A 23644-nucleotide genomic window follows, 5' to 3' on the forward strand; every position below is an offset into this window, starting at 1 on the left:
TTTGACCATTCGTTCGCGCTGAAGGCTATGGGGACGGCCAGGAGGTCCAATCGCTCTCCGCTAGACAGCCGTTATATCGAGATATAATCGCAAGGCACGGCGGCCATGCCGTCACCGTTCATTCCATATCATCGAGAAACGGGTGCCTTTTTTGAGTTCCGGGTGCGTGTGCGTCTGCTCGACCCGGGCGCCAATATTCTGCGCCATCGCCATGATCAGCTTGGTGCCGAGACCGGTGCCGCGAGGGGCTGAATCCGGTTTCACACCGACGCCGTCATCCTCCACAACAAGAATGAACCGGCCGTCCTGGGCGGACAGGTTAATGCGCACTGTGCCTTCTTGATCCGGATAGGCATATTTGAGCGCGTTTGTCAGAAGCTCAGTGACGATGACACCGAGCGCAACGGCATGGTCGGCGTTCAGATCAACCTCACAGAGCGACGTTTCGACCGTGATGGAGGAAGAGCCCGGAACAGCTTGGAACAGGTCGCTTATGATCGAGGTGAGATAGGAATTCAGGGATACGAGCCCCACATTCGCTGTATTGTAGAGACTGCGATGAACGCCGGCGATCGCAGAAATCCGGCTCTGCGTTTCCAGCAACGCCGTTTCTGCTTCCTGGGACTTCAGCGTATTGATCTGCAGCCGGATCATGGCGGAAACCAGTGAGAGACTATTCGCGATGCGATGGTTCATCTCTTTCACCATCATTTCCGCATGCTCTTTGGCCTTTATCAGCAGACGGTCAGCTTCCTCTTTTGTTTGCCGCAGGCGATGGTTTTCAAGCGCCTGGTTGATGGCTGCCAGCAACAGCGGAAAAAAGTCGTCTCCAACATTCTTGATGACGTAATCGGCGGCACCTGCCTTGAGCGCGTCTATGGCGATCTGGGCCTCGTTGGACCCCGTTACGTAAAGAACGGGAACCCGGGCCGGCACCGTCTCGATAGCCGCCAGAAACTCCATTCCCGTCGCCGTCTGAAAATAGTGATCGAGAACGACGACATCGAACTGCCCGTTTTGGAAAAGCTCAAGCCCGGAAGCAACGGACGCGGCATGGACCACCTCCATTCCGTGGCGACCAAGGACGCGGCTCGCAAGCCGCGCCAGAGCCGGGTCGTCATCGACATACAAAACGCGCAGAGCCATCATGCCTTCAGGGTATCTGTATTACGGAAAAGAAAAGGCCGAGATTTTTGATGGCATTCGCGAAGCCCTCATAGTCGACCGGCTTTGTTATATAAACATTCGCGCCGAGATCATAGCATTTCTGAATTTCGGTTTCGTCATCAGTGGTCGTCAAAACCACGACAGGCAGACGGCGGGTGTATTCATTGCTTTTGATCTGCTCGAGAATGCTGATGCCGGACATGTCGGGGAGATTGAGGTCGAGCAAAACGAGCAGATAGCGATCCTTGCTGACGAGCCCATCCCTGCTTTGGCCCAAAATGTAATCCAGCGCCTTTGCACCGAGTGTGAACGGCACGATCTCGTTGTTGACACCTGCTCTGCGCACATTCTTCTCGATCAGACGGGCATGTCCCTCGTCGTCTTCGATCATCACGATCGTTACTTCCTGACCGGTCGCTTTCATTTGTCGCCTTCCTTCGTTACTCTTCTGAGGTCACTCGGAAGCAGCAAGATAAATGTGCTGCCTTCCCCGAGTCGCGACTCCACCCTAATGTCACCTCCTAAATTTCTGATTAGCGAACGGACATGTGCGAGACCTATTCCCTCACCGGGCTGGTCCTGTTCGCCCGCCCGACGAAACAGTTCGAAGACACGCTCAAGATCCTGCTCACCGATACCGCGCCCGTTGTCGCCAATTTCAATGGCGATCGCGCCGCGCCCGGCCGGATAGGCGCGTGCCGTTAACCTCAGAGGGCGCCCAGGCATCTGATATTTCACCGCGTTATCGAGAAGATTACCTAGAATCTGGTCGAGAGATATGCGGTCCGTCACGACTGTCAGCTTGGGCGTGTCGACATGAATCTCGCCTCCATTGGCCGTGATCTGATGGCGCACGGTCTCTGAAAGCGAGGAGAGCAAAGTTTCGATATCGACTTTCTCCGGCTGAAGCTTGCGCTGGCCGTCACGGGATATCTTCAGAATGGCGTTGATCAGCTGGTCCATCTTGCGGGTCGATGAACGGATAAACCCGATGGCTTCGGGTATGTCTTCCTCAACCGCCAGTCGCGCCTCTCGGATCACATCCTGCGTCAGCGTTTTTCCATCTGCCAGGACATAGTTGGTGACCGGCTTCAGCGACGTATCGAATTCAGAAAGGAAGCCCATGATGTTGACAAGCGGCGCCCTCAGATCATGAGTAACGATATAAGCGAAGCGCTGAATTTCCTGGTTGGCCCGGCGAAGATCGCGTGTTCTTTCCTCGACACGCTCCTCAAGATGGCGATTGAGTTCGTCCACATCCTCCCGCGACCTGTTTAGCGCGCGAATATAAGTAAAGACGAGCAGTATCGACCCGCCGACCACGATGAGAATTGCAACGGCACCGCCAATCGTTACCCAACGAAGTGTATTGGCGGCGCCCAGTTGATCCGCAACGATGACGCGCAGGCGATCGTCGGTATCCGACTGAAGGTCCGACAGAACACTCCTGATCTCATTCATGAAGCGTTTGCCGTCGTTATTTCGAACGACCTCGGCTGCCTCGGTAATGCGACCCGCGCGCTGCAAATCGATGGTTTCGCGTGTCTCGGAGAGCTTTGCGTCGATCGCCTGCTTCAAGTCAGCGAGAGGTTGCTTATATCGCTCTTCCCCTTTCAGAAGATCGAGAAGTCGCGCCTGGCGTTCGGGCAAGCCCTGAAGGGCCTCTTCGTAAGGCCCCAGATATTCGCGATTGTTGGTAAGCAGATATCCCCGCTGGCCGGTTTCGACGTCCTGCATCGTCGTCAGCACATCCAGAATTGCGGCACGGACACGGCGCAGTTCCGCCGTTTCCTGGGAATAGAGATTATTCACCTGCACCAGCCACAAAGATGTGGAGACCATGCCAATCAAAATTGCAACGCCAACAGCAAGCATCAAAAGGCTTCGCTGGGCAAACGGTGAAAAACCAGTCACAGCAGTAACATTCCCGGTAGGCAGTTAGTTCGCGGCACAAACTAGAGTACGCAAGCGACGGATGCGAATGATTTCTTTTTACACAAGGGTGGAACCACCTCGATCTTCAGGCGTTCAGCGCTGTTGGTAAAATGTCCGGGCGCGCCTGCGACCATGTGAATGCGGTAAGCTATGCAATATGATTTTCAGGGAAAGCATATCCTCGTTCTGGAAGACGACGCCCTTCTGGCGATGGATATGGAGGACTTTCTGTCCGACCTCGGTGTCGACGTCATCGGGCCGGTTTCCGATATAGCCGCAGCGCTGGAGAAAATAAGCGCAACCGATCTGGATGGAGCGGTCATCGACCTCAATCTCAAGGGCGAGTTATCCTTTCCCGTGATCGAACGACTGAGGGCCGAGAGCATACCTTTCGTCATCTGCAGCGGATATGCCGAGATACCCGGTATTCGCACGCAATTGACAGGGCTGACGATCATTTCCAAGCCGTGCGATTTTGATAATCTCCCGAATGTTCTGGCGACCGAATTCGCGCATACCGGCTAGCGGGAAAATACCCGCAACGTCCGGTAACGCTGATAGGCGACACTTCAGTCCAGAGGGAAAATCACCCGATATTTCAGGCCGTCGCGATCATAGCGGATTTCACTGTCGCCCTGCAACTCGTACTGGGCTCCCCTTGTAACAAGGGTCGTTCCGAAACCGGTCTCCAGCGGAGCGGAAATGGGCGGGCCACCGCTTTCATGCCAGCGCAGCTCGATAAGGTCCCGGCCTTCATCGTTACGAAGCCTTTTCCAGAACACCTGCACCTTCCCGGTCGCTTCTGAAAGCGAACCGTATTTCTGCGCATTCGTCACCAGTTCATGTAAAATCATGCCAAGCGCCAATGCGGATTTAGGCGATACGCTAACCCCGTCCGGACCGTCGAGCTCGACGCGGCTGGCAAAAGTGTTATGGGGTTCAATTGCCCGCTTCACGACATCCTTGAGATCGGTTTGCCCCCAGTTGCTCTGGAAAAGCAGGGCATGACTTTCGGCGAGCGCACTCACGCGGGCCACGAGCCTCTCTTGATAATCCTCTACGGATGAACTGCCTTTTGCAGTGCGACGAATGATGGAAATGACCATCGCCATTGTGTTCTTGACACGATGGCTGAGTTCGCGGACGAGCAGCTCCTTGTGCATTTCCGCCCGTCTCCGCTCCTCCTTTTCCCGTGCTTCCGCGAGAGCGCGACCCACTGCGGAGGGCAGCCTCGCCAGTCGCTGCTTCAGGACATAATCAGTTGCGCCGCGCCTGAAGGCATCGATCGCCGCGTCTTCGCCGAGAACACCGGAAACGAAAATGAAGGGCGTGTTGGGTCTCGTTTGCATGACGACATCAAGCGCAGCCATGCCGTCAAAGTCCGGCAGGGAAAAATCTGCGAGAATGATATCAAACTGCTGATTTTCCAGAGCCTCGATGAAGGAAGTTTTACCCACCGCCCTGGTTACGACAGGGGGCGGAGAGATCCGTGAAAGCTGATCCTCGATCAGTTCGGCATCGACCGAGCTGTCTTCGAGAAGAAGAAGCTTGCTTTGCTCCATCTGCGGCATCGCCTCACGCACCATTGCGGCGCGCGCCCGGCGGCGGTTCGTTCAGCAGGGCCCAGAACACGCCAAGATCCTGTATCGCCTTAAAAAACTGATTGAACTCCACTGGCTTCACCACAAAGGCGTTCACGCCGAGTTCGTAGCTCTTTACGAGATCCTGTTCTTCACGGGAGGAGGTCAGCATGACGACCGGAATATGCTTGAGGTGATCGCTGCCCTTAACGGTCTGGAGGACCTCGAGCCCGTCAACTTTCGGCAGCTTGAGATCAAGAAGAACCACGGTCGGATCGCCGGCAGGCCGGTTGTGGAAGCTACCCGAGGCATTGAGATAATCAAGCGCTTCGGCACCATCACGCGCAATGACGACCTCGTTCGCCAGTTGACATTTTTCCAGCGCAGTTAGCGTCAATTCCAGATCGCGTGGATTATCCTCCACGAGAAGAATAGGTCTGAGTTCAGGCAATTTTTTCCTCTTCAACTTTCGTAACCGGCAATGTGAAGGAGAACGTGGCTCCCTCTCCGACAGTTCCCTTAGCGCTGACCGAACCGTGGTGGCGTTCAACAATTCGTCTTACCAGCGCAAGTCCAATTCCCGTTCCCTCAAAATCCTCTACCCGCTGCAATCTCTGGAACACACCAAAAAGCTTGCTGTAATAGGCCATGTCAAAGCCGACACCGTTATCCTCGACCGAGTAGGTCACGCCACCTTCGATTTCTGCCGCGGAAATGGTGATAATCGAAACGGGTTTCTGGCGGGAATATTTGATCGCGTTGTCAACGAGGTTGTACCACACCTGCCGAAGCAGGGTCGGATCTCCGAGCGATACGGGCAGATTGCCGATATGCCATTCGATCTGCCGATCAGCGATGGAATGAGCGAGGGACCGGCGAACCTCGTTCACGACTTTCTCCATGTCTACCGGCACCATTGTGATTTGCGTGCGGCCGAGTTGCGAGAAATTCAGAAGATCATCCACGAGCCTGCCTGCGCCGAGTGCCGCTTCGGAGATCATCTGCAGATAGTGGAGCGATTTTTCATCCAGGGCGTTGCTGCGTTCGCGCAAAAGCTGGGCGAAACCGACAATATGACGGAAGGGCGCACGGAGATCATGCGAAACCGAGTAGGAAAATGCCTCCAGCTCCTTGTTGGTCCTCTGCAATTCTTTTGTCAGATCCGCCATTTCCTCCGCCTTGCGCAGGACGATGCCGATGATCGCGCCACGCAACTCCCGCGCCGCTGCAAGCTCGGGGGCTGACCACGGTGAGGCTGTGTTGCGCACCTGCTCTTTCCAGGTTTCGAACGATTTGCGCGGATGAATGCGCCCGCTCTCATGCACTGTCTTGTGCGGATCCCCGCCCCAGCGCACCGTCTTTACGACTTCCGGCCGAAACCAGATCAGCCAGCTTCCGTGCAATTCCGAAACCCGCATCGCTATGATCCCGCTTGCCACGGACGCAAACGCCGCAGCAGCGGGATAATCGCCGGCAAGATTGTCTGTGGCAAACAGGTCTGCAACCTCGCGTTCGCCGAGCCAGCGGATCAATCCTTCGACCTGCTCCTGCGAGGGAGTCTTGCCCACGAGATGGTACTCATCGCCAAAAAGGAGTGCCGCTCCCTCAGCCCCCACCTGCTCCAGCAGATCGTCCTTTTCGCTCTCCCCGCCCAAGAGGCCATCAACCCATCTTTGTGCCGCCGCCATCCGCTTGAGCAGGCGAGCCTGGACATGACCAAGTTCCAGCCGGCGCGAAGCATCCTGAGAACTTTGCTCCATTGCGATCCGCATCGAAAGGAGCTGGGCGGCGAAATCGCAGGCTTCGCGCACGGCCAGCGAGACGGAGTGCGGGGCGGCGTGATGGCATGCAATCAGCCCCCACAATTTGCCATTGACGATGATTGACACCGACATCGAGGCCGCCGTCGCCATGTTACGCATGTATTCCAGATGAACGGGCGAAACGCTGCGAAGCTGTGAAAGGCTCATATCGAGCACTGCGCCCGTTTCCGCGTTGACCTGCGGCATGACAGGCACGGGCCTGTAATCGACGTCCGGGATCATACGCAGACGGTTGACCGTATAAAGCTTGCGCGCCTGCGGCGGGATGTCGCCAGCCGGGAAGCGAAGCCCGATATATGAAGGCAACGCGCCGCTGCCGGCCTCCGCCACGACATGACCGCTCCAGTCGGGACCGAAGTCATAAATGAGGGTCCGGTCATAACCGCTGATCGAGGAAACAAGCTGTGCAACTCGAGACAGTGCGTCGCTCAGCGATGGCGTGCTGTTGAGATATTGGGCGAGGCCTGTCAATTCGCTCATCAGCGCTTCGGCGGCGTCGCCCGGGCCTGTTCTCTCAAGCTCGACGATGATCACGCTTCCCGACCGATGCGCCGAGACATCGAGTTTTTTTTCGGTCCAGACATATCTGAAGCTGCTGTCGTCACCGGAATACCAAGCCGGTAACGCCTCGATAAAAGGCAATGTTCCCGGGTCTGGAATCACCCCGATCGATAGAGGCGCATCTAGAAAATCCTGCAGGTTATCGCTCGCCTGCACGACGGCCAACTGACGCGCGGACAGCACGAAGAGTGCGCCATGTTGCTGGATAGCGCCGGGAATGTGGATGGGCTCGGCGCCGCAACTATCCAGCTTCGGCGTGACTGAACTCATGACTTTCTCCAGCCGCTCTGTGATCGACGGCCTGCTCAAAACGCGGCCAGCCTAGCCATTATTCTACGGATGTAAACGTTTGCTTACACGAAATTGTTTCGCCGTCGGCCACGTCCCTCTCAGGTTTCGGCAACAACAGCGGGCTTCATGAGATAATGACCCACACCCCAGACGTTACCGTCCTCGTGACCAAACAGCCCGGCCGTTGCGAGAAAAAACAGACGCCAGCGGCGTTCCCATAACCGCGCGTCAGCGCCATAAACACGCTGCAGGATCGGCCTTATGTGGCCGATTTCCCGATCGAAATTCTCAAGCCAGGCGAGAGCCGTGCGCCGATAATGCGATCCCGGCCAGTTCCATTCCCTTTCGACGGTAAGAACCTCGCTGAAACGATGGGGAAGATCAAAAGCGGGCATGATGCCGCCGGTGAAAAAATGCCGGGCAATCCAGTCGGCGGGGTTGTTGTGGTCGAAACGATAGGATCGGCTGCGGTGGTTGAAGACATGGAGGAAAAACTTGCCATCAGGTTTCAGCCAGGTACGAACGCGTTCGAAGAGCACCTGCCAATTCGACATATGTTCGAACATTTCGACCGATACGACGCGATCAAAGTGATCGCCGGTCGCAAAATCGTTCATGTCTGCGGTCACCACGGAAAGATTGGACAGCCCGCGCTCACGCGCGCGGCCAAGGATGGATTCCCGTTGCGATGCGGAATTGGAGACAGACGTGATCCGCGCATTGCGAAAACGCGCTGCCATATAAAGCGACAGCGAACCCCAGCCGCAGCCGAGTTCGAGAATGTCCATGCCGTCCTCCAACTCGGCATGGTCTACCGTCTCGGCGAGAGCAGCTGTCTCCGCTTCACCGAGGCTTGTCTTGTTATGGGGATAATAGCAGCAGGAATATTTCCGCTGGGCTCCGAGAACCAGTGCGAAAAATTCAGCGGGGACTTCATAGTGTTGCCTGTTCGCCTCGTCGGTATGGCTGGCGACGGGGAATTTCGCCATATCCGCCGCAAAAGCCGCCTCGGCATCCGGCGGTATTTTTGCGAGCCGCCGTTTCGTTCTTGCGCAGAGCATATCTATTCCGGCGAGTGTAACGCTGTCGTTGAGCGCCGCGCGTTCTGCGGCATTGATGGCAAAGGCGAGCATATTCATGGCGCTTCCTCGTTTTTGCGCGGCCCCGGAAAGAAGGCGTTGACGCGGCGTTGCAGGGCACGGAATTTTTCTCCGCGCGATTTCAGCATGTGCTCTTCAAGCGGCGGAATGCCGGAGACATGGACGAGCAGCCAGTACATCATGACGGGCGCGGCAAGCGACGCCCAGGACAAGCCGTGCGCCTGAAAGGCCAGCAGCGGCAAGCTGCACCAGAAAAGCCATTCGAAGAAATAATTGGGATGGCGTGAATAACGCCAGAGACCGGTTTCACATATACCGGTTTTCGCTTCGGGGGTTTTCCTGAATTTCGACAGCTGGGCGTCCGAGAGCGCTTCACCTGCCAGTGCAACAAGCGCAACCATGGTGGCGAGAAGATCTATGGTACGCGGGAAAATCCTGTCGTTGCTGGCGGCTAGGTAAACAGCCAAAACAAGCACGAAGGCGGCAACCGCCTGTATTTGCAGGAAGAAGAAAAGCCGCCGGGGGCCGGTTTCGCCCCATTGCTCCATGAGTTTTGCATACCGCGGATCTTCCCCGCCGCCCCGCGTGCGCAGGCCTATGTGTCCAGCAAGCCGCAGGGACCATACGACAACGAGACAGAATACGATACTGCGCCGCCCGCCATCGCCCTCCGCCCGCAACACAGCCAAGATGCCGCCGAGCCCGACGCTTGCCGACCAGACGGTGTCGATCCAGCCGCTCGAGCCGGTCGCTCTTTGTAATGCCCAGGCTCCCGCCATCAGCAGCGACATCAGAATGGCAAGCGTCAGGATCACGGAAAACATCACTACTTCGCTCACCACTTTTAATCGATCGAGGCCGGGTTTCGTGATGGCAAATACGGCCTAACCAGCAAAAGAGTTTCAGGGTTCGAAAAAAATTCGAAAAACCGCCTGCCGCTGAAACTTATCAGACGGCTGCTTCGTATCTGCGCTGTCCAAAGACAATTTCTACAATGCGATAGCGAGGATCGATGACCGACACCGAAACAATGCGACGAGACAACCGGCGCCGCATCGCGATAGTGGGAACGGGAATTTCCGGTCTGTCAGCAGCCTGGCTCTTGTCGCAAAGGCACGATGTCACGGTCTTCGAGGCGGCAGACCGCGTCGGAGGCCACAGCAACACGGTGACATTCGATACGAAGAATGGCCCGATCCATGTCGATACGGGTTTCATTGTCTATAACGACTGGACTTACCCCAATCTGACCGCGCTTTTTCGAAAGCTGAACGTGCCGACCGCAGCCTCGAACATGTCGTTCGCTGTTTCCCTTGATAATGGCGGCTTTGAATATTCCGGCGGAAACGGGTTTGGCCTGCTCGCACAGAAGAGAAATGCTCTAAAACCCCGCTTCTGGTCGATGCTTGCGGATCTCCTGCGATTTTATCGCAACGCCCCGCGTGACCTGCACTCGATGGCTGACATGTCCCTCGACGATTATCTGACGCGTAATCGCTACGGCGCAGCGTTCCGCGACGATCATCTCTACCCGATGGCTGCGGCGATATGGTCCACACCGGCCATGGAAGTTGGCCGTTATCCGGCGGCGCATTTCATCAAGTTCTGCCGCAATCACGGTTTGCTGTTGCTGCGCAACCGGCCGGTCTGGCGCACCGTCGTTGGTGGCTCGCGCGAATATGTAAAACGCCTCACGGCACCGTTTGCAGACAGAATTCGCCTGTCAACGCCAGTGACGCGTATTCGCCGCCTGCCGCACGGCGTCGAAATTACAACTGCGCAGGGTGAGATTGCCGGCTTCGATGACGTGGTCATAGCGACGCATGCGGATCAGGCCCTGGACTTGCTGGCCGATGCGACACGTGTCGAAAAGCGCATTCTCGGTGCCTTTGGTTATACGCGAAACCGGGCCGTGCTTCACACTGACAACACCTTCATGCCGCGCCGCCGCGCGGCTTGGTCAAGCTGGAATTATGTGGCCGACACGCGCACCGAAGCGGGCCAGCCCAGCATCACATACTGGATGAACCGGCTCCAGCCGCTCGGCGAAGCCGAGGATATTTTCGTGACCTTGAACCCGGCGCGGGAACCGCATCAAGGAAAGATCATCGCCGAGGAAACCTATCACCACCCCGTCTTTGACGCCGGAACCGAACAGATGCGTCAGGAACTATGGGCCTTGCAGGGCTTGCGAAACACCTGGTTCTGCGGCGCCTATTTCGGTTCCGGTTTTCATGAAGACGGCCTCCAGGCCGGGCTTGCCGTCGCTGAAGATCTCGGTGGCCTGTCCCGCCCATGGAAGGTGGCGGACGACAGCGGCCGGATCATCCGCCTCGATTTAGAGACGATTGCCAGGGACACGCGATCCATGGAGGCGACGGCATGAAGCCTCCCCTCGTCTCTGCGCTTTTCCCTGGCCATGTCACCCACGCCCGGTTCAAGCCAAAAACCCACAAACTGGACTATCGGATCTATTCGCTGTTTCTCGATCTCGATGAGTTGGAGACGCTGGACCGGAAATTGCGGTTTTTCTCGGTGGACCGGTTCAACCTGTTTTCATTTCATCGCAAGGACCGAGGCAACGGCAGCGGGCTCGGGCTGCGCCAGCAGATAGATGCGGCAATGACGGCGGCAGGCATGACAGCGGATGGAGGGCCGGTGCGCCTGCTTACCATGCCGCGTTTGCTTGGCTGGGCCTTTAATCCGCTCAGCGTGTTCTTCTGCCATGGCCGCGACATGGAACTCAAAGCCATCCTCTGGGAAGTGGACAACACTTTCGGCCAACGGCATTCCTATCTGATCCCCGTAGAGGCCGGCATGGGCGCGGAGATCGTACAGCGCTGTGACAAGGCTTTTTATGTCTCGCCCTTCATGGACATGGACCTTCACTATGTTTTTCGCGTCATCCCGCCTGGGGAGAGGCTGAAGATCGTCATTGAAACATTCGACGATGATGGCGCCGTCCTGACCGCCCGGCATCTTGCCCGAAGGGTCGAACTGACCGATCGAGCCTTGCTGAGAGCCTTTGTCACCATTCCTTTCCTGACCCTGAAAGTCGTTCTCGGCATTCACTGGGAAGCGCTGAAAATCTGGCTGAAGGGGGTGGCGCTGAGAAAGCGCCCGCCGCCACCCGCACAGCCAATATCCTTCGTTCACCCTTCATCGTCGCAAATCGAGGCCAGAATTCATGACCCCGTTTGACAATCTCTCGGAATTACCGGTGCAGAACACCCGCGTCAGCGGCCGTATGGGCCTCGGCACTTGGCTCATCACCCGGCTGCTGAACAATATTCACCGCGGCCGGCTTCGCATCACCCTCCCCGGCGGCGGAACCATCGAAAAATCGGGGACATCGGAAGGCATCGACGCCATTCTCGTTCTGCATAACTGGCGGGCAATCCGCCGTCTGTTCGTCAATGGTGATATTGGCTTTGCGGAAGGCTTCATTGAGAACGACTGGTCCACACCGGACCTGACCGCGCTTATCCGTTTCGCCGCGCAAAATCGTGATGCTTTCACGAAATCAATGCGCGGCAGCCTGCCCATGCGCCTCATCAACCGGCTTGCGCACGGGCTGAACGCCAATACCAGACGTGGCAGCCGACGCAACATCGAGGCGCATTACGATCTCGGCAACGAGTTTTACCGGCAATGGCTCGATCCCTCGATGCTTTACTCCTCGGCGATTTTCGACCTGATGACACCAACCCTCGAGGCAGCGCAGCAGAAGAAACTCGAGCGTATTGCCGAAAAGTTGCAGTTGACCGGCAACAAGGATGTGCTGGAAATCGGCTGCGGCTGGGGCGCGCTCGCCATTCACCTCACCACGCAGCACAATGCCAACGTGACCGGCATCACCCTGTCGCCCTCCCAGTTGCGCTGGGCGGAAAATGCTGCGGAAAAAACAGACAAGGCTGACCGGGTCAAACTGAAGCTGCAGGACTACCGCGACGTCAAAGGTCAATTCGACAACATCGTCTCCGTGGAAATGTTTGAAGCTGTCGGCGAAGCCTATTGGCCAAGCTATTTCGGGACGCTGAAGCGCTGCCTGAAACCCGGCGGTCGGGCGGTGCTGCAAATCATATCCATTGAAGAAAACCGCTTCGATACGTATCGGCGCAAGGCCGATTTCATTCAGAAATACGTGTTTCCTGGCGGCTTCCTGCCCTCCGATTCAGCTCTGGAAAAAGCCGTGGGGCAAGCCGGCCTCAAACTCACGGAAAAGGAGCTTTTCGGCCAGTCCTATGCGCTCACACTGGCGGAATGGCGCCAGCGTTTCCATGCTCGGTGGCAGACTATTTCCCTACTCGGCTTCGACGAGCGCTTTCGGCGGATGTGGGACTATTACCTCTGCTACTGCGAAGCAGGTTTTGCCGAGGGAACCATTAACGTCGGGCTGTACACAATAGAACACGGATGAGGCGGGACAAAAAAACGGAGAACCACGATGAAGATTCTTGGATTGGCTATTGCATCCGCCCTGTCTCCGTTGCTGGTAGGGACAAGTGCGACCGCAGCCGATATCAACGGCAACTGGGCGCGGGGCGACGGCAAGGCGAAAGTGCTGATCGCTCCCTGCGGCGAGAAAATATGTGCGACAAACACATGGATCAAACCCGGCACCCAGAAAGAAAAGACCGGCGACCGCCTGATCATGGACATAAGGCCGGGCGAGACGGGCAATTACACCGGCACGGCCTTCGACCCGCAGCGGGATAAATCCTACAAGATAACGGTGACGGTGGCAGGCAACAACATGACTACGAAAGGCTGCATCATCGCCGGTCTGCTGTGCAAGGGCATAAGCTGGACCAGGATCGACTAGCCACGTCCCAGATCCTCCCTCTCTCGTCAACCAGACCAAAAAGTCGCCTGATCAATGGCAAAGGAAAAAATCGATGAAGACATATCTTGCCGCCTATTTCTTCACCCTGGTTGCCTTTCTGGTGATCGATTTCATCTGGTTGAGCACCATGGCGTCACGACTTTATCGACCGGCCATCGGCGATCTTCTGGCGGAAAATTTCCGTCTCGCTCCGGCGATCATCTTTTATCTCATCTACGCCGCCGGCCTTACTTTTCTCGCCGTGCGTCCGGCACTTATTTCGGGACAATGGAGCACGGCGCTGCTTTACGGCGCTGCCGTGGGCTTCATGGCTTATGCCACATATGATCTGACCAATCAGGCGACGCTGAAAAGCTGGTCGACGACCCTGACAGTTGCCGATCTGCTGTGGGGCACCTTCGTCTCCGCGGCAGCGGCCGTCATCGGCTTTCTTGTCACGGTACGCATCATTGGCCCGTTGGAAAACTCGGCAGGCTGGCCATGATGACCGTCGCCTCCTGCAGCCTGCGCCCGATGATCACAGGGCGTGTCCGGAACGAACTTCCCAAGCATCTCTTGTCTTCCTTCGAAAGACGATCCTATAAAGGAAGAATAGCAAGGAAGGTTCGAATGCAGGGCACAGAGATCGCAAGCCTTATCCACCGCGTCGGCATGGGTGATCGTTCAGCATTCGTCTCGCTTTACCAGGCAACAAGCCCGAAGCTTTTTGCGATCTGCCTGAAAATCCTGCGGGACAGAACGGACGCCGAGGAGGCGCTGCAGGAAATTTATATCAAGGTGTGGCAGCGCGCCCGCACATTTGCCGCTAGTGCCGGCAAACCGGCGACATGGCTCGCCACCATCGCGCGCAACCACGCCATAGACACGATTCGCGCCCGCAGACCTGCTGGCGATGACATTGACGAGGCATATGACCTCGTCGACGAAAGCGTTCGCGATCCTGAACAGCATGTTGTTCTGGCGGATGAAGGTCGCAGGATCGACGACTGCATGCGGGAACTTGAAACTGTGCACGCACAGGCAATACGCCGGGCCTATGTCGAGGGTCTGAGCTATCTCGAACTCGCCGACGAATTACGCGTGCCACTGAATACGGTTAGAACCTGGCTGCGGCGCAGTCTTCTCAAACTCAGAGAGTGCATGCAGCGATGACGACGGGCGACCACAGCGGCGGAATGCACTCGCGCGATGAAATACTCGCAGGCGAATATGTGCTCGGTGTCCTGCCGCTTGAAAAGCGCCGCGAAGTGGAACAGCGTATCCAGGAGGACAGGGTCTTCGCGCAACTGGTGCAGCGCTGGGAGACCGAGTTTTCAGACTTTAACGCCGATTACCAGGAAGAGACGCCCAGCGCCGCTATTCTTGCCCGTATTCAAGAGCGTCTGTTCGGCAGCAGAGCGGTCAACACGAATGGCACCTTGTGGAACTCCGCATCTTTCTGGCGCTGGATATCTGTGGCCACCAGCGCAACCGCCGTAGCTGCCGTCGTTTATGCCGCGTTCCCGGAACAACGGGACGGCACAAGCCCGCTTGTGGCCGAGCTTGCGACAACCGACAGCCAGGTCAATCTCCTCGCGTCCTACGACGCGGAATCGGGCCGAATGCGTATCGTTCCCGTAGCGACCGGAAAGACGGACGAAAAGTCACTGGAACTGTGGCTCGTCATGGACGGCGGCAAGACCCGCTCGCTCGGCGTTTTCCAGCCCGGCACGAATGGCGACCTCGTCATTCCCGCCGACATGCGTGGCAATATAAAGGAAGGTACGACTTTCGCGATCAGTGTCGAACCATTCGGTGGTTCACCGACCGGTCAGGCAACCGGTCCGGTCATTGCTGTCGGCACCGCCCGGTGGGGTTGATGCCCCGCCGGGCCGTCTGCAGCCGTGGTATTGTCATGCTGCCGCCGGAAAAGAAAGACGCAATTCCATGTCCAGCATGGCGCAGAACCCAGGACTGGCAAGGGTGATCCGCCGTATCTGAAGCGAAACGCCGCGCTGCTGCGGCCGTTCTCAATTTTACCGCCACCGCCATCCGTCTTTTCGCAACGTGCTGCAGCCCAACACGTAACCCACACCCGCGGCCAGGCAAAGTGAATCCCAAGGACTTCTGCCGATCGCGCGGCGTGCGGCGCGGCGATTGATCCGGGCAACCGCATTTACAGACACCAAAGCCCGTGAAGCGGTTTCGCCAGCACGGACTTTCAAACTGTCGATCTCGGCGCGCAGTGCGTTTATCTCATCGCTCAATTGCGCTGCAAGGCTGTCATCGCGCTCCGCTACCTCTGCAAGCGCCGCGTCAACGAGGGGAGCGTCGGAGATTTGCGGCTGGACACCCGCGGGGTTCGGCTGTCCGTCGCCCTCTGATGGCGCGGGAACAGAACTGCCATGTTGTTGAAAGGTATTTTGGTTCATCGAAGCCTCCTTGATCAGCATCTAACCCGCGCCTCTCTCGGATGTTCCAGCAAGAATGATTGCTTTGCGTCGCGTAAAGCCCTGGCCGGTGGGTCTTGCGAACACTTGCTTCAGCTATCGCACAACACCGGGACCGCGCCTCGTCAGACGTCGCCGTCAATGGGTCTAACTGTCGAAGGTTCTTTAGAGGCCGGCGACGCGAGATAAGACACATCGCAGACAGGGAATCGGTCTTGAATCCGGATTTGCCAGCGACGGCGATCGGGGGTGAAACTTTTTTGAGCGCGACGAGTTTGGTTCACGAGCAATGAAGCTCGCATTTCCCACAGCATGCAGTCATCCGCCATGCGGAGAATCTGCCCCCTTTCGGAGGAGATACCGTGAACTCTATCATTTACCTAGTCGGGCTGGTCGTGGTCGTCCTGTTCATTCTCTCACTGTTGGGGTTACGCTAATGGTTGATCCAATCGTTACTGACGCCAATCGCAGCTACGTCGACTGGCCTGCCATTTTTGCCGGAGCGTTTATTGCCTCCGGGGCAATGGCGGTTCTCACCGCGTTTGCCAGCGGATTGGGACTGAGTTCAATCTCGGCGGACAATGGCGGTGAGATCAGTTCAGTCTGGCTGATCATAACCGGCCTCTTCGTAGTCATTTCCATGGTCGGCTCTTACATGCTGGGCGGTTACATCACCGGCCGGATGCGCAGACCCGCAGGGCAGGCGGACCGAAACGAATTGACCGTTCGTGACGGCCTGAATGGGCTGGTGGTTTGGGGGATTGGAACGGTCGTCTCGGCATTCTTGGCCCTGGGCGTTCTTTCAGGTGGTGCAAGAGCTGTTGGAAGCGCCGCCCAGACAGCAATTGAGGCAACGGGAACGGCGGTTGGTGGAGCGGCGCAAGGCGTCGGACAGGTCGCCGGGGGAATCGTTTCAGGAGCCGGCAGTGCCGCTGGCGGTATCGCGCAAGGGGCCGGGCAGGCAGCAGCGCCCAGCATCGAGCAGATGCTTCCGCAGGGCCTCAGGGCCAATCCGCTCGATTATTTTACTGATACGCTGTTGCGAACGGATGGACAGGCAGCGTCGCCGCAGGCCGATCAAACCGTCGGTGACTACCAGCGGCAAATAAGCGGCATCCTGGGAAATCTGCTGTCGACAGGCGAAATTTCCGACGCTGACAGAAACTGGCTCACGACACAGATTGCTACGCGTACCGGCATCAGCCAGACCGATGCCCAGAACAGGGTCAATCAGACGGTGGAGCGGGTGCAGGCCGTACGGACGGAAGCGCAGCAAAAAGTCGATGAGGCCCAAAAGCGCGTCGACGAAATGAAGGCGCAGGCAGAGAAAGCGCTGGAGGATGCCAAGAGGCAGGCGGCTGACGTTGCGGAGAAAGCACGAATCACCGGCATTCTGACCGCATTTTTATTGGCGGCTTCAGCAATCGTGTCCTCTGCAGCAGCTTACATCGGCGCTGTTCACGGTGGTCGACATAGGGATGAAGGACGAATCTGGGGCGGACTCGCCTACAGGAGATAGCCGTTCATATCTGCAAAGGAGTCCCGCCCGTCTCGGGCGGGGCCCCGATCATAAGCCATTCCGCGCTCTTCGGCCTCATTACGCCGCGCCATCATCATCCTTCGACATTTCCGCCTCAATGACGCAGATCACACCGCTCTTCTCGTAGACGAATTTCGTCTCGCCCTTCAATTCGGCGGACAGAAGCCGCTCGATGAGAGTCGAACCGAAACCCCTGCGCCGGGGCGGAGCAACCTCCGGCCCCCCTCGCTCCTCCCACACAATCCGCAGGCGGTTGTCTGCAAGAGGCTCGAATTGCCACGAGATGGATACCTGACCGCCAGGCGCGGACAGTGCACCGTATTTTGCCGCGTTGGTCGCCAGTTCGTGGAGAGCAAGGGAAAGTGACACGACCGCTCTCGGGGGCAAGGGAACGCTAGGCCCGCCAATCTGAAAGGCGTCGACGGGATAAGGTGACAAGGCCTGCTGCATGACGGCCTTGAGATCTGCGTGCTGCCAATCGGCGTGCACCAGCAGGTCCTGCGCTCTGCTCAGCGACGCCAATCTGCTGGTGAAGGCTTCCACCTCCTCGTGGTTTGCCTTGTCGCGACCAAGCGTTTGTCTCGCAATTGCCGTCACAGTCGCAAGGACGTTCTTGACGCGATGATGGAGTTCATTGACGAGAATGGATTTCAGCCGCTCTGCATCCTTGCGGGCGGTGATGTCATGCGCCGTCTTGGAGGCGCCTATAACACGTCCGTTGGCGTCGCGGATCGGCGACACGCTGAGAAGCACCTCGACAAGCCGCCCGTCCTTTCGACGACGCTGCGTCTCGTAGGGTTCAACGAAACGGCCTGCCCTGACCTCCGTGAGGATCCTCGGCTCCTCTTCCTGCCTCCCATCCGGCACCAACATCAGCACCGACCGGCCGACGACTTCATCCTGAGAATAACCATAGAGCTTTTCCGCAGCTGCGTTCCAGCTGGTGATCTTCATATCGAGATCGATGCCCATAATCGCGTCATTGGAAGAGGCGATCATCGACGCGAGGTGTTTCTCGATCTCCTGTGCGTGTCGTCTCTCGCCGATATCGACCGAAATGGCGACAGCTTGCGACATGTTTCCCCCGTCATCGCGGATTGCGGAGACCGAGTTCGCGACCCACACCAGACTTCCGTCACCACGGACGTAGCGCTTTTCTATCTCGAAGCTTTCACCGGTCTGAACCATGTGCTGGAACAGGCGCTGGTTTTCGGGAAGATCGTCGGCAAACGTAATCTCCTGCATGCGGATGCCGATCAGCTCGTCCCTCGGCCGACCGACGATCCGACAGAAATGATCGTTCACGCTGAGGAGTTTTCCGGTCAGATCGCCGAGGGCTATGCCAGCGGCTGACTGCGCGAAGATGGCCCTTAGACGCTCCTCGCTCTCTCGCAAAGCCGCATCCGCCTTCACCCGCTCGGTCGTTTCGTTGACGATACAGAACACACCACGCACGATGCCATCCTGATCCGCGACCGGAGAATACGAAATGTCGAAGTACACCGTTTCGGGGTAACCGTGTCTTTCGATATAAAATGGCCTGTCTTTTGCGGCGACCGTTTCTCCCTTCGCGAGGACGCGCTGCAGCAGCGGCTCAAGGTCGTCCCAGAGTTCGTTCCAGTATTCTCGGGCGGGTCTGCCGAATGCGTGTGGATGCTTATTGCCTATGGTTGGCGCGTAGGCGTCGTTGTAGAACGCGACAAACTCCGGTCCCCAGAACATCACGATCTGCGCCTGTGAGGGAAGCATGATGCCGATGGCGGCATGCAGACAGGCAGGCCATTCCGATTTCGGACCAAGTGGCCCTGATGCCCAGTCCACTGTGTCGAGGAGGCTGGATACGGGAACTGCGAGCGTGTTAACCTTGTCCAGGACGACGATCTCCACCTGAGGATTTATAGAAGCAGCCTATAGAACTTTCGGGTGCGAGCAAAGTGTCTGTCACGGTTGCGGCATGTTTCCTGTGTCCGACCGTCGATATCAGCCGAAAGTCATCATGGCCGATCGTATCTCAATCAAAGCCCCATATATCTCAATCCGAGCGGCCCACCCCCGATCACCTCCGCCTGGCTCTTGCAGTCCAGAGTCCTTTTTGGTGTGTCACTGGACCGTCTCCCTGCCCTGCATGAATACACGCATGAAGGAACGAGATGAAATGCAGGGCGGCGCAGACTCCGCCGCCCTTTTGCTCTTCGCGATCAGCCACGTTGTGAATCGAGCTGTTCGTTGTTCTTTTCGACTTCCTGCGCCTTCATGTAGCTTTCGATCAGAAGCTGATAGGGAGGGAAGATCTTCGTGTAGACTTCCGCCCATTCCTGGGCATCGTCCCGGTGCCACGTCTTTTGAAGTTCGGAAGCCACCGCGGCGGTGTCCATTGGCACCACACCCGCCTGAACGACTCGGGCCAAAGTGATTTCCTGGGCCATCTTGGAGTAGGTTCCGGATGCATCGACCACGGCAAAAACCCTGTAGCCATCCTGAACGGCACTGATGGCTGGAAAGGCCATGCATACGCTGGTGATGGTACCGGCAATGATCAGGGTCTTGCGACCGGTCGCCTTGACGGCGGCGACGAAATCCGGATTGTCCCAGGCATTGATCTCGCCACGACGCGCCACATATTGCGCATGTGGTGCATTTTCATGAATTTCCGGGATCAGCGGACCGTTGGGCCCCTGCGGTACTGATGCCGTGGTGATAACAGGCATCTTCGTCAGCGTCGCCATTCTGGCAAGTGCTGTGGCATGGTTGCGCAGAACAGGCATCGGCATATCCGCCACCGTCTGGAACAGACCGCTCTGGTGGTCGATCAAAAGCATCACCGCATCATCGGGATCGATGACAGGCCGCTGGCCGTTAAAATTGGCTGGTGTACTCATTTCAAGTCTCCTTGGTTGGTAAGCATGGACTTGGGGAAGGAAATCACTTGCCCCGATAAGGCCCGCGGCCCTTGCAAAGCCGCGGGAATGGCTCATGCAGGAATGCCGCCAAATTTTCCGGCTCGGAAATCCACGAAGGCTTCGCGCAATTCCTCAGGCGTGTTCATGACGAACGGCCCCTGCATCGCAACCGGCTCGCCAAGTGGCATCCCGCTCAGCAGAAGCACCGTCGCGTCGCTGTCGGCGGTGATGTCGAAGCCGCCTCCCTCGCGATCAAGCATGACAAACTGGGCATCTCGCGCCGATCGTGTCCCGTTTACGGTGACAGTTCCGCGAAGTACGGCAAGACCGGCGCTGTGGCCCTCCGGCAGATCGAATCTCGCGAGTCCGCCCTGCTTCAGACGCAGATCCCAGACGTTGATCGGCGTGAAAGTACGCGCCGGTCCGTTGTGTCCAGCATACTCGCCGGCGATGACACGAACAGTTCCGGCATTGGCAGGCAACACCACGGCGGGAATATCCCCGTCGAGTACGGTCTGATAAGCGGGCGGCGCGGACTTGTCCCTCGCGGGCAGGTTCACCCAGAGCTGCACCATTTCCAGCGTACCGCCCTGTTTCGTAAAGGCACGGGAATGACGTTCCTCGTGCAGGATACCCGCAGCCGCGGTCATCCATTGAACATCGCCCGGGCCGATCAGACCACCGCTTCCGGTCGAGTCGCGATGTTCCACTTCGCCCTGATAGACGATGGTCACTGTTTCGAACCCGCGATGCGGATGGGCGCCAACGCCCCGCGGCGCGTTACCAGGCTCAAACCGTTGCGGTCCGGCATAATCAAGATGCAGGAAGGGGCTGATATGTTCGCCCTGGGTCATCTGGGAAAGCATGGAGCGGACCGGGAACCCGTCCCCGACCCAATGCGGCGATGTGCTGCTGTAAACGCCAAGAACCTGTCTCATCATTGTCTCCTGAGTGCCCTTCTCTTTGCGAAGGGCCGCTGGTGATCGTGTGAGAGCAAAATAATTCTGGAACAAACTGGCCGGTAGATCGGAAATCAGGATATACTGTCCTGAAAACAGGACAATTAAAGGCCGTACCATGCCCGATCTGAACGATCTGCGCCTCTTCGTCGACGTTGTGGAACAGGGCGGTTTTTCGGCCGCCGCAAGGAAACTGGACGTTCCCCGCTCACGGCTGAGCCGCCGCATCGGCCTGCTGGAGGAGGATCTCGGCGTGAGGCTGGTGCAGCGCACGACCCGGCAGTTTGCAGTTACCGAAATCGGCCAGGAATTTTACCGCCATTGTCTGGCGATGGTGGTGGAGGCGGAAGCGGCACTGGAAGTGATCGACCGCCGGCGAGCGGAACCGCAGGGCACGGTGCGGGTGAGCTGTCCCGCATCGGTGATCTATTTTCAGGTTGGAGAAATGATCGCCCGCTTCATGGCCGAGTACCCCAAAGTGAAAGTCCATCTGGAAAGCACGAACCGACGGGTGGATGTGATCCGCGAGGGTTTTGACCTTGCCATCCGGGTGCGCTTCCCTCCGCTTGAAGACAGCGATCTCGTCATCCGCAAGCTGGCGGAAAGCGAACAGCGGTTAGTCGCAAGCCCCAGCATTGTCAAATCACGCATCACCATTCCGGCCGATCTCGTCAACATGCCCGGCCTTGCCTGGGGTTCATCCCACAGCAGTTTCGAATGGAACCTGCTTGGTCCCAATGGCGCCTCCGCGGCCATTCCCTATCAGCCGCTGCTGATTACCGACGACATGGTGGCCCTGCGGCTTGCCACACTCCGGGGCATCGGTGTCTGCCAGTTTCCCACCATGGTCATCAGGGAGGATATGGCGATGGGGAGGCTGATCGACCTCCTGCCAGACTGGGCGCCACGAAGCGGCATCATCCATGCCGCCTTCCCTTCACGGCGCGGGCTGCTGCCATCCGTGCGCGCGCTTCTGGACTTTCTGGCGGATGAATATGCAAGACTTTCGGCTTTCGAGAGACAGCAAATTTTACCGTGAACCCCGCACAGGTGACCGTTGAACGTGCACGCTGGTTTCTGCGCACGTTGCGCAGTCAACGGTCAAACGGCCCCAATCCAGTATCAGTTTCTCCCGATCCTCACCTTTGGACTGCTGCCTGGATGCCGCTTGCAGCTATCGATCAGGTTCCGCCGACCGAATGGAATGGCGTTGTTGTCGCCCGCGCCAACCATACGCAAGATAAGGAATCGTGCGCCGAACCGGCAGCCACGTGCCGCTACGTATCAGGCCCTTGCGATTTGCCATACAGCGATCGCAGCTATTGCAGCCGGTATTGTGACAACAATCACGAAGATGGGCAGTTCCTGCATCACCGTGTAACCCGCTTTGGTCACGCCCACCCACATATTAACCAGCGCCATCGCAAGCCAGAGGGGAATGAAAGCTTTCGCGGCGAGAGCCACACTTGCCGGATCCTCGCCCCACAGCCAACCGAACAGGCAGAATACACCGAACAGGGCAATGCCGCCCAGAATCACCAACATCATATGCATGATGCCAACCTTTCATGCCTCGCAGGCGAGAACGGGCGCTGAAGCCCGTTCCCCCAGTCGTTACTTGGTCGTATAGCCGCCGTTGACGAGAATGGTTTGGCCCGTCATCCACCAACCATCCGAGACCATAAAACGGATGTAGGGGACGATGTCCTCGATGTCGGTAAGTCCCGTCTTGGAGAAACCGGAGAGCGCCGCCGCGGTCTTATGGTAGGCGACGGCATCCGCTCCTTCGGCGGGATAGAAAAACGGGGTGTCCATCGGGCCGGGCCCGATCGCCGTGACCGAGATGCCGCGCTCACCGAACTCCTTCGAGGCTGCGCGGGTGAAATGCTCGACCGGCGCCTTGGTGCCGGCATAGCTCGCATAGAAAGGTGTGAAAGCGCCGAGCAATGAGGTCACCAGCGTTACCAGCTTGCCGTTGTCATTAAGGTGCCTGCCGGCTTCCTTGATGAAGAAGAATGCGGTTTTCGCGTTGACGGCACTCATTTCATCATATTCGGCTTCAGATATCTCCAGGATTGGCTTTTTGAGGACCTTACCCACCGTGTTGATTGCAATGTCAGGCCGGCCGATGGCAGCCACAGCCTCGGCGAACAGCTTTTCGACGGCGCCCGCCGTTGTCAGGTCGGCTTGCAATGCCACTGCCTCGGCACCGGCCGCCTTGACTGCGGCCACTGTTGCATCCGCCTCCCCTTTGGTGGCAGCGCTGTTATAATGGATCGCGATTGCTTTTGCGCCGTGTGAGGCGAGATCGCGTGCTATCAGCCCGCCCAAATTCTTGGCGCCCCCGGCGATGATGACGGTTTTACCCTTGATGCTGCGATCGGTCATGGATGGCCTCCTTTTGCAGATGGGCAGCCGCATCTGCGCCCGCCGTCGCCAGCCAGAGTATCGTCTGGATTTTCGTGATAAAGTCATCCATTCTGGTTTCACTTGTTTGAAACCCCGCACAATCT

The 23644-nt window shown here is 57.7% G+C and carries 24 protein-coding genes; 10 read left to right on the top strand and 14 right to left on the bottom strand.

Annotated elements, in window-relative coordinates; all coding sequences use genetic code 11:
* Nucleotides 1–111 precede the first annotated feature (111 nt).
* From QE453_RS03495 to QE453_RS03505, 3 genes are read right to left on the bottom strand one after another with little or no spacing between them, the layout of a single operon-like run.
* The gene (locus tag QE453_RS03495) at nucleotides 112–1149 is read right to left on the bottom strand and encodes a sensor histidine kinase (RefSeq protein WP_042935498.1); all 1038 of its coding nucleotides are present in this window, start codon (nucleotides 1147–1149) and stop codon (nucleotides 112–114) included.
* A 4-nt stretch (nucleotides 1150–1153) separates the two neighbouring features.
* The gene (locus tag QE453_RS03500; RefSeq protein ID WP_004445914.1) at nucleotides 1154–1591 is read right to left on the bottom strand and encodes a response regulator; all 438 of its coding nucleotides are present in this window, start codon (nucleotides 1589–1591) and stop codon (nucleotides 1154–1156) included.
* A complete protein-coding gene (locus QE453_RS03505) occupies nucleotides 1588–3042 on the bottom strand; it encodes a CHASE3 domain-containing protein (RefSeq protein ID WP_309776381.1) in 1455 nt (484 codons plus the stop codon). Before QE453_RS03505 ends, QE453_RS03500 begins: the two co-directional genes overlap by 4 nt.
* Before the next feature lie 210 nt (nucleotides 3043–3252).
* Between QE453_RS03505 and QE453_RS03510 the strand changes: the two genes are divergently transcribed.
* The gene (locus QE453_RS03510; RefSeq protein WP_006699868.1) at nucleotides 3253–3627 is read left to right on the top strand and encodes a response regulator; all 375 of its coding nucleotides are present in this window, start codon (nucleotides 3253–3255) and stop codon (nucleotides 3625–3627) included.
* 44 nt (nucleotides 3628–3671) lie between these two features.
* On the opposite strand, the gene QE453_RS03515 is transcribed toward QE453_RS03510, so the two are convergent.
* The 5 genes from QE453_RS03515 to QE453_RS03535 all read right to left on the bottom strand — a co-directional run bounded on the left by QE453_RS03515 (nucleotide 3672) and on the right by QE453_RS03535 (nucleotide 9281).
* Complete coding sequence (locus tag QE453_RS03515; protein WP_142182365.1) at nucleotides 3672–4664, bottom strand: sensor histidine kinase; 993 nt, start codon at nucleotides 4662–4664, stop codon at nucleotides 3672–3674.
* A 13-nt stretch (nucleotides 4665–4677) separates the two neighbouring features.
* Entirely contained in the window at nucleotides 4678–5133 is a 456-nt protein-coding gene (locus tag QE453_RS03520) for a response regulator (protein WP_037092067.1), read from the bottom strand.
* On the bottom strand, nucleotides 5126–7336 hold the full coding sequence (locus tag QE453_RS03525) for an ATP-binding protein (protein WP_309776382.1): 2211 nt from the start codon (nucleotides 7334–7336) through the stop codon (nucleotides 5126–5128). Before QE453_RS03525 ends, QE453_RS03520 begins: the two co-directional genes overlap by 8 nt.
* A gap of 119 nt (nucleotides 7337–7455) precedes the next feature.
* A complete protein-coding gene (locus QE453_RS03530) occupies nucleotides 7456–8496 on the bottom strand; it encodes a cyclopropane-fatty-acyl-phospholipid synthase family protein (protein WP_282456112.1) in 1041 nt (346 codons plus the stop codon).
* On the bottom strand, nucleotides 8493–9281 hold the full coding sequence (locus tag QE453_RS03535; RefSeq protein WP_309776384.1) for a DUF1295 domain-containing protein: 789 nt from the start codon (nucleotides 9279–9281) through the stop codon (nucleotides 8493–8495). Before QE453_RS03535 ends, QE453_RS03530 begins: the two co-directional genes overlap by 4 nt.
* 188 nt (nucleotides 9282–9469) lie before the next feature.
* Here QE453_RS03535 and QE453_RS03540 point away from each other — a divergent pair, with 188 nt between their 5' ends.
* The 7 genes from QE453_RS03540 (at nucleotide 9470) to QE453_RS03570 (ending at nucleotide 15162) form a co-directional block, all read left to right on the top strand.
* Nucleotides 9470–10843 (top strand): NAD(P)/FAD-dependent oxidoreductase, encoded by a 1374-nt coding sequence (locus QE453_RS03540; RefSeq protein ID WP_034497400.1) that lies wholly within the window; start codon nucleotides 9470–9472, stop codon nucleotides 10841–10843.
* Nucleotides 10840–11658 carry a DUF1365 domain-containing protein gene (locus tag QE453_RS03545; protein ID WP_309776385.1) on the top strand — a complete coding sequence of 273 codons (819 nt, stop codon included), beginning with the start codon at nucleotides 10840–10842 and terminating at the stop codon, nucleotides 11656–11658. The genes QE453_RS03540 and QE453_RS03545 overlap by 4 nt, the downstream gene beginning before the upstream one ends.
* Nucleotides 11645–12877: a cyclopropane-fatty-acyl-phospholipid synthase family protein gene (locus QE453_RS03550; RefSeq protein WP_309776386.1), complete on the top strand. Its 1233-nt coding sequence runs from the start codon at nucleotides 11645–11647 to the stop codon at nucleotides 12875–12877. The genes QE453_RS03545 and QE453_RS03550 overlap by 14 nt, the downstream gene beginning before the upstream one ends.
* A gap of 27 nt (nucleotides 12878–12904) precedes the next feature.
* Entirely contained in the window at nucleotides 12905–13282 is a 378-nt protein-coding gene (locus QE453_RS03555; RefSeq protein ID WP_072493340.1) for a DUF2147 domain-containing protein, read from the top strand.
* A 73-nt stretch (nucleotides 13283–13355) separates the two neighbouring features.
* Nucleotides 13356–13787, top strand: a complete 432-nt coding sequence (locus QE453_RS03560) for a DUF2177 family protein (protein ID WP_004445929.1) — start codon at nucleotides 13356–13358, stop codon at nucleotides 13785–13787.
* A 125-nt stretch (nucleotides 13788–13912) separates the two neighbouring features.
* The gene (locus tag QE453_RS03565; protein ID WP_022563115.1) at nucleotides 13913–14455 is read left to right on the top strand and encodes a sigma-70 family RNA polymerase sigma factor; all 543 of its coding nucleotides are present in this window, start codon (nucleotides 13913–13915) and stop codon (nucleotides 14453–14455) included.
* Nucleotides 14452–15162, top strand: coding sequence for an anti-sigma factor domain-containing protein (locus tag QE453_RS03570; protein ID WP_004445932.1), 711 nt, complete (start codon nucleotides 14452–14454; stop codon nucleotides 15160–15162). The genes QE453_RS03565 and QE453_RS03570 overlap by 4 nt, the downstream gene beginning before the upstream one ends.
* 156 nt (nucleotides 15163–15318) lie before the next feature.
* On the opposite strand, the gene QE453_RS03575 is transcribed toward QE453_RS03570, so the two are convergent.
* Complete coding sequence (locus tag QE453_RS03575) at nucleotides 15319–15735, bottom strand: hypothetical protein (RefSeq protein WP_309776387.1); 417 nt, start codon at nucleotides 15733–15735, stop codon at nucleotides 15319–15321.
* Between the two features lie 433 nt (nucleotides 15736–16168).
* Here QE453_RS03575 and QE453_RS03580 point away from each other — a divergent pair, with 433 nt between their 5' ends.
* On the top strand, nucleotides 16169–17251 hold the full coding sequence (locus QE453_RS03580) for a hypothetical protein (RefSeq protein WP_112556276.1): 1083 nt from the start codon (nucleotides 16169–16171) through the stop codon (nucleotides 17249–17251).
* 78 nt (nucleotides 17252–17329) lie between these two features.
* Here QE453_RS03580 and QE453_RS03585 read toward each other — a convergent pair whose 3' ends face one another.
* From QE453_RS03585 to QE453_RS03595, 3 genes are all read right to left on the bottom strand, one after another.
* On the bottom strand, nucleotides 17330–19159 hold the full coding sequence (locus QE453_RS03585; RefSeq protein WP_155682139.1) for a PAS domain-containing sensor histidine kinase: 1830 nt from the start codon (nucleotides 19157–19159) through the stop codon (nucleotides 17330–17332).
* A 311-nt stretch (nucleotides 19160–19470) separates the two neighbouring features.
* Nucleotides 19471–20151, bottom strand: a complete 681-nt coding sequence (locus QE453_RS03590; protein WP_035208641.1) for a hydrolase — start codon at nucleotides 20149–20151, stop codon at nucleotides 19471–19473.
* Between the two features lie 92 nt (nucleotides 20152–20243).
* Nucleotides 20244–21110, bottom strand: coding sequence for a pirin family protein (locus tag QE453_RS03595; protein ID WP_309776388.1), 867 nt, complete (start codon nucleotides 21108–21110; stop codon nucleotides 20244–20246).
* A 139-nt stretch (nucleotides 21111–21249) separates the two neighbouring features.
* Between QE453_RS03595 and QE453_RS03600 the strand changes: the two genes are divergently transcribed.
* A complete protein-coding gene (locus QE453_RS03600) occupies nucleotides 21250–22170 on the top strand; it encodes a LysR family transcriptional regulator (protein WP_309776389.1) in 921 nt (306 codons plus the stop codon).
* Between the two features lie 245 nt (nucleotides 22171–22415).
* Here the strand turns inward: QE453_RS03600 and QE453_RS03605 are convergent, their stop codons facing one another.
* Nucleotides 22416–22685, bottom strand: a complete 270-nt coding sequence (locus QE453_RS03605; protein WP_309776390.1) for a hypothetical protein — start codon at nucleotides 22683–22685, stop codon at nucleotides 22416–22418.
* Between the two features lie 60 nt (nucleotides 22686–22745).
* Entirely contained in the window at nucleotides 22746–23519 is a 774-nt protein-coding gene (locus QE453_RS03610; protein WP_309776391.1) for an SDR family oxidoreductase, read from the bottom strand.
* Nucleotides 23520–23644: the final 125 nt, after the last annotated feature.

This window comes from Agrobacterium sp. SORGH_AS_0440 (assembly GCF_031453135.1).
GTDB lineage: Bacteria > Pseudomonadota > Alphaproteobacteria > Rhizobiales > Rhizobiaceae > Agrobacterium > Agrobacterium pusense.

What these genes read in the sequence shown, in the direction of transcription:
- QE453_RS03580 (WP_112556276.1), top strand. Translation starts at nt 16,169, where the DNA reads ATGGTTGATCCAATCGTTACTGACGCCAATCGCAGCTACGTCGACTGG.
- QE453_RS03590 (WP_035208641.1), bottom strand. Translation starts at nt 20,151, where the DNA reads ATGAGTACACCAGCCAATTTTAACGGCCAGCGGCCTGTCATCGATCCC.
- QE453_RS03560 (WP_004445929.1), top strand. Translation starts at nt 13,356, where the DNA reads ATGAAGACATATCTTGCCGCCTATTTCTTCACCCTGGTTGCCTTTCTG.
- QE453_RS03510 (WP_006699868.1), top strand. Translation starts at nt 3,253, where the DNA reads ATGCAATATGATTTTCAGGGAAAGCATATCCTCGTTCTGGAAGACGAC.
- QE453_RS03595 (WP_309776388.1), bottom strand. Translation starts at nt 21,110, where the DNA reads ATGAGACAGGTTCTTGGCGTTTACAGCAGCACATCGCCGCATTGGGTC.
- QE453_RS03600 (WP_309776389.1), top strand. Translation starts at nt 21,250, where the DNA reads ATGCCCGATCTGAACGATCTGCGCCTCTTCGTCGACGTTGTGGAACAG.
- QE453_RS03610 (WP_309776391.1), bottom strand. Translation starts at nt 23,519, where the DNA reads ATGACCGATCGCAGCATCAAGGGTAAAACCGTCATCATCGCCGGGGGC.
- QE453_RS03570 (WP_004445932.1), top strand. Translation starts at nt 14,452, where the DNA reads ATGACGACGGGCGACCACAGCGGCGGAATGCACTCGCGCGATGAAATA.
- QE453_RS03545 (WP_309776385.1), top strand. Translation starts at nt 10,840, where the DNA reads ATGAAGCCTCCCCTCGTCTCTGCGCTTTTCCCTGGCCATGTCACCCAC.
- QE453_RS03505 (WP_309776381.1), bottom strand. Translation starts at nt 3,042, where the DNA reads ATGCTTGCTGTTGGCGTTGCAATTTTGATTGGCATGGTCTCCACATCT.
- QE453_RS03605 (WP_309776390.1), bottom strand. Translation starts at nt 22,685, where the DNA reads ATGCATATGATGTTGGTGATTCTGGGCGGCATTGCCCTGTTCGGTGTA.
- QE453_RS03495 (WP_042935498.1), bottom strand. Translation starts at nt 1,149, where the DNA reads ATGATGGCTCTGCGCGTTTTGTATGTCGATGACGACCCGGCTCTGGCG.
- QE453_RS03515 (WP_142182365.1), bottom strand. Translation starts at nt 4,664, where the DNA reads ATGGAGCAAAGCAAGCTTCTTCTTCTCGAAGACAGCTCGGTCGATGCC.
- QE453_RS03525 (WP_309776382.1), bottom strand. Translation starts at nt 7,336, where the DNA reads ATGAGTTCAGTCACGCCGAAGCTGGATAGTTGCGGCGCCGAGCCCATC.
- QE453_RS03565 (WP_022563115.1), top strand. Translation starts at nt 13,913, where the DNA reads ATGCAGGGCACAGAGATCGCAAGCCTTATCCACCGCGTCGGCATGGGT.
- QE453_RS03555 (WP_072493340.1), top strand. Translation starts at nt 12,905, where the DNA reads ATGAAGATTCTTGGATTGGCTATTGCATCCGCCCTGTCTCCGTTGCTG.
- QE453_RS03540 (WP_034497400.1), top strand. Translation starts at nt 9,470, where the DNA reads ATGACCGACACCGAAACAATGCGACGAGACAACCGGCGCCGCATCGCG.
- QE453_RS03535 (WP_309776384.1), bottom strand. Translation starts at nt 9,281, where the DNA reads ATGTTTTCCGTGATCCTGACGCTTGCCATTCTGATGTCGCTGCTGATG.
- QE453_RS03500 (WP_004445914.1), bottom strand. Translation starts at nt 1,591, where the DNA reads ATGAAAGCGACCGGTCAGGAAGTAACGATCGTGATGATCGAAGACGAC.
- QE453_RS03530 (WP_282456112.1), bottom strand. Translation starts at nt 8,496, where the DNA reads ATGAATATGCTCGCCTTTGCCATCAATGCCGCAGAACGCGCGGCGCTC.
- QE453_RS03575 (WP_309776387.1), bottom strand. Translation starts at nt 15,735, where the DNA reads ATGCTGATCAAGGAGGCTTCGATGAACCAAAATACCTTTCAACAACAT.
- QE453_RS03550 (WP_309776386.1), top strand. Translation starts at nt 11,645, where the DNA reads ATGACCCCGTTTGACAATCTCTCGGAATTACCGGTGCAGAACACCCGC.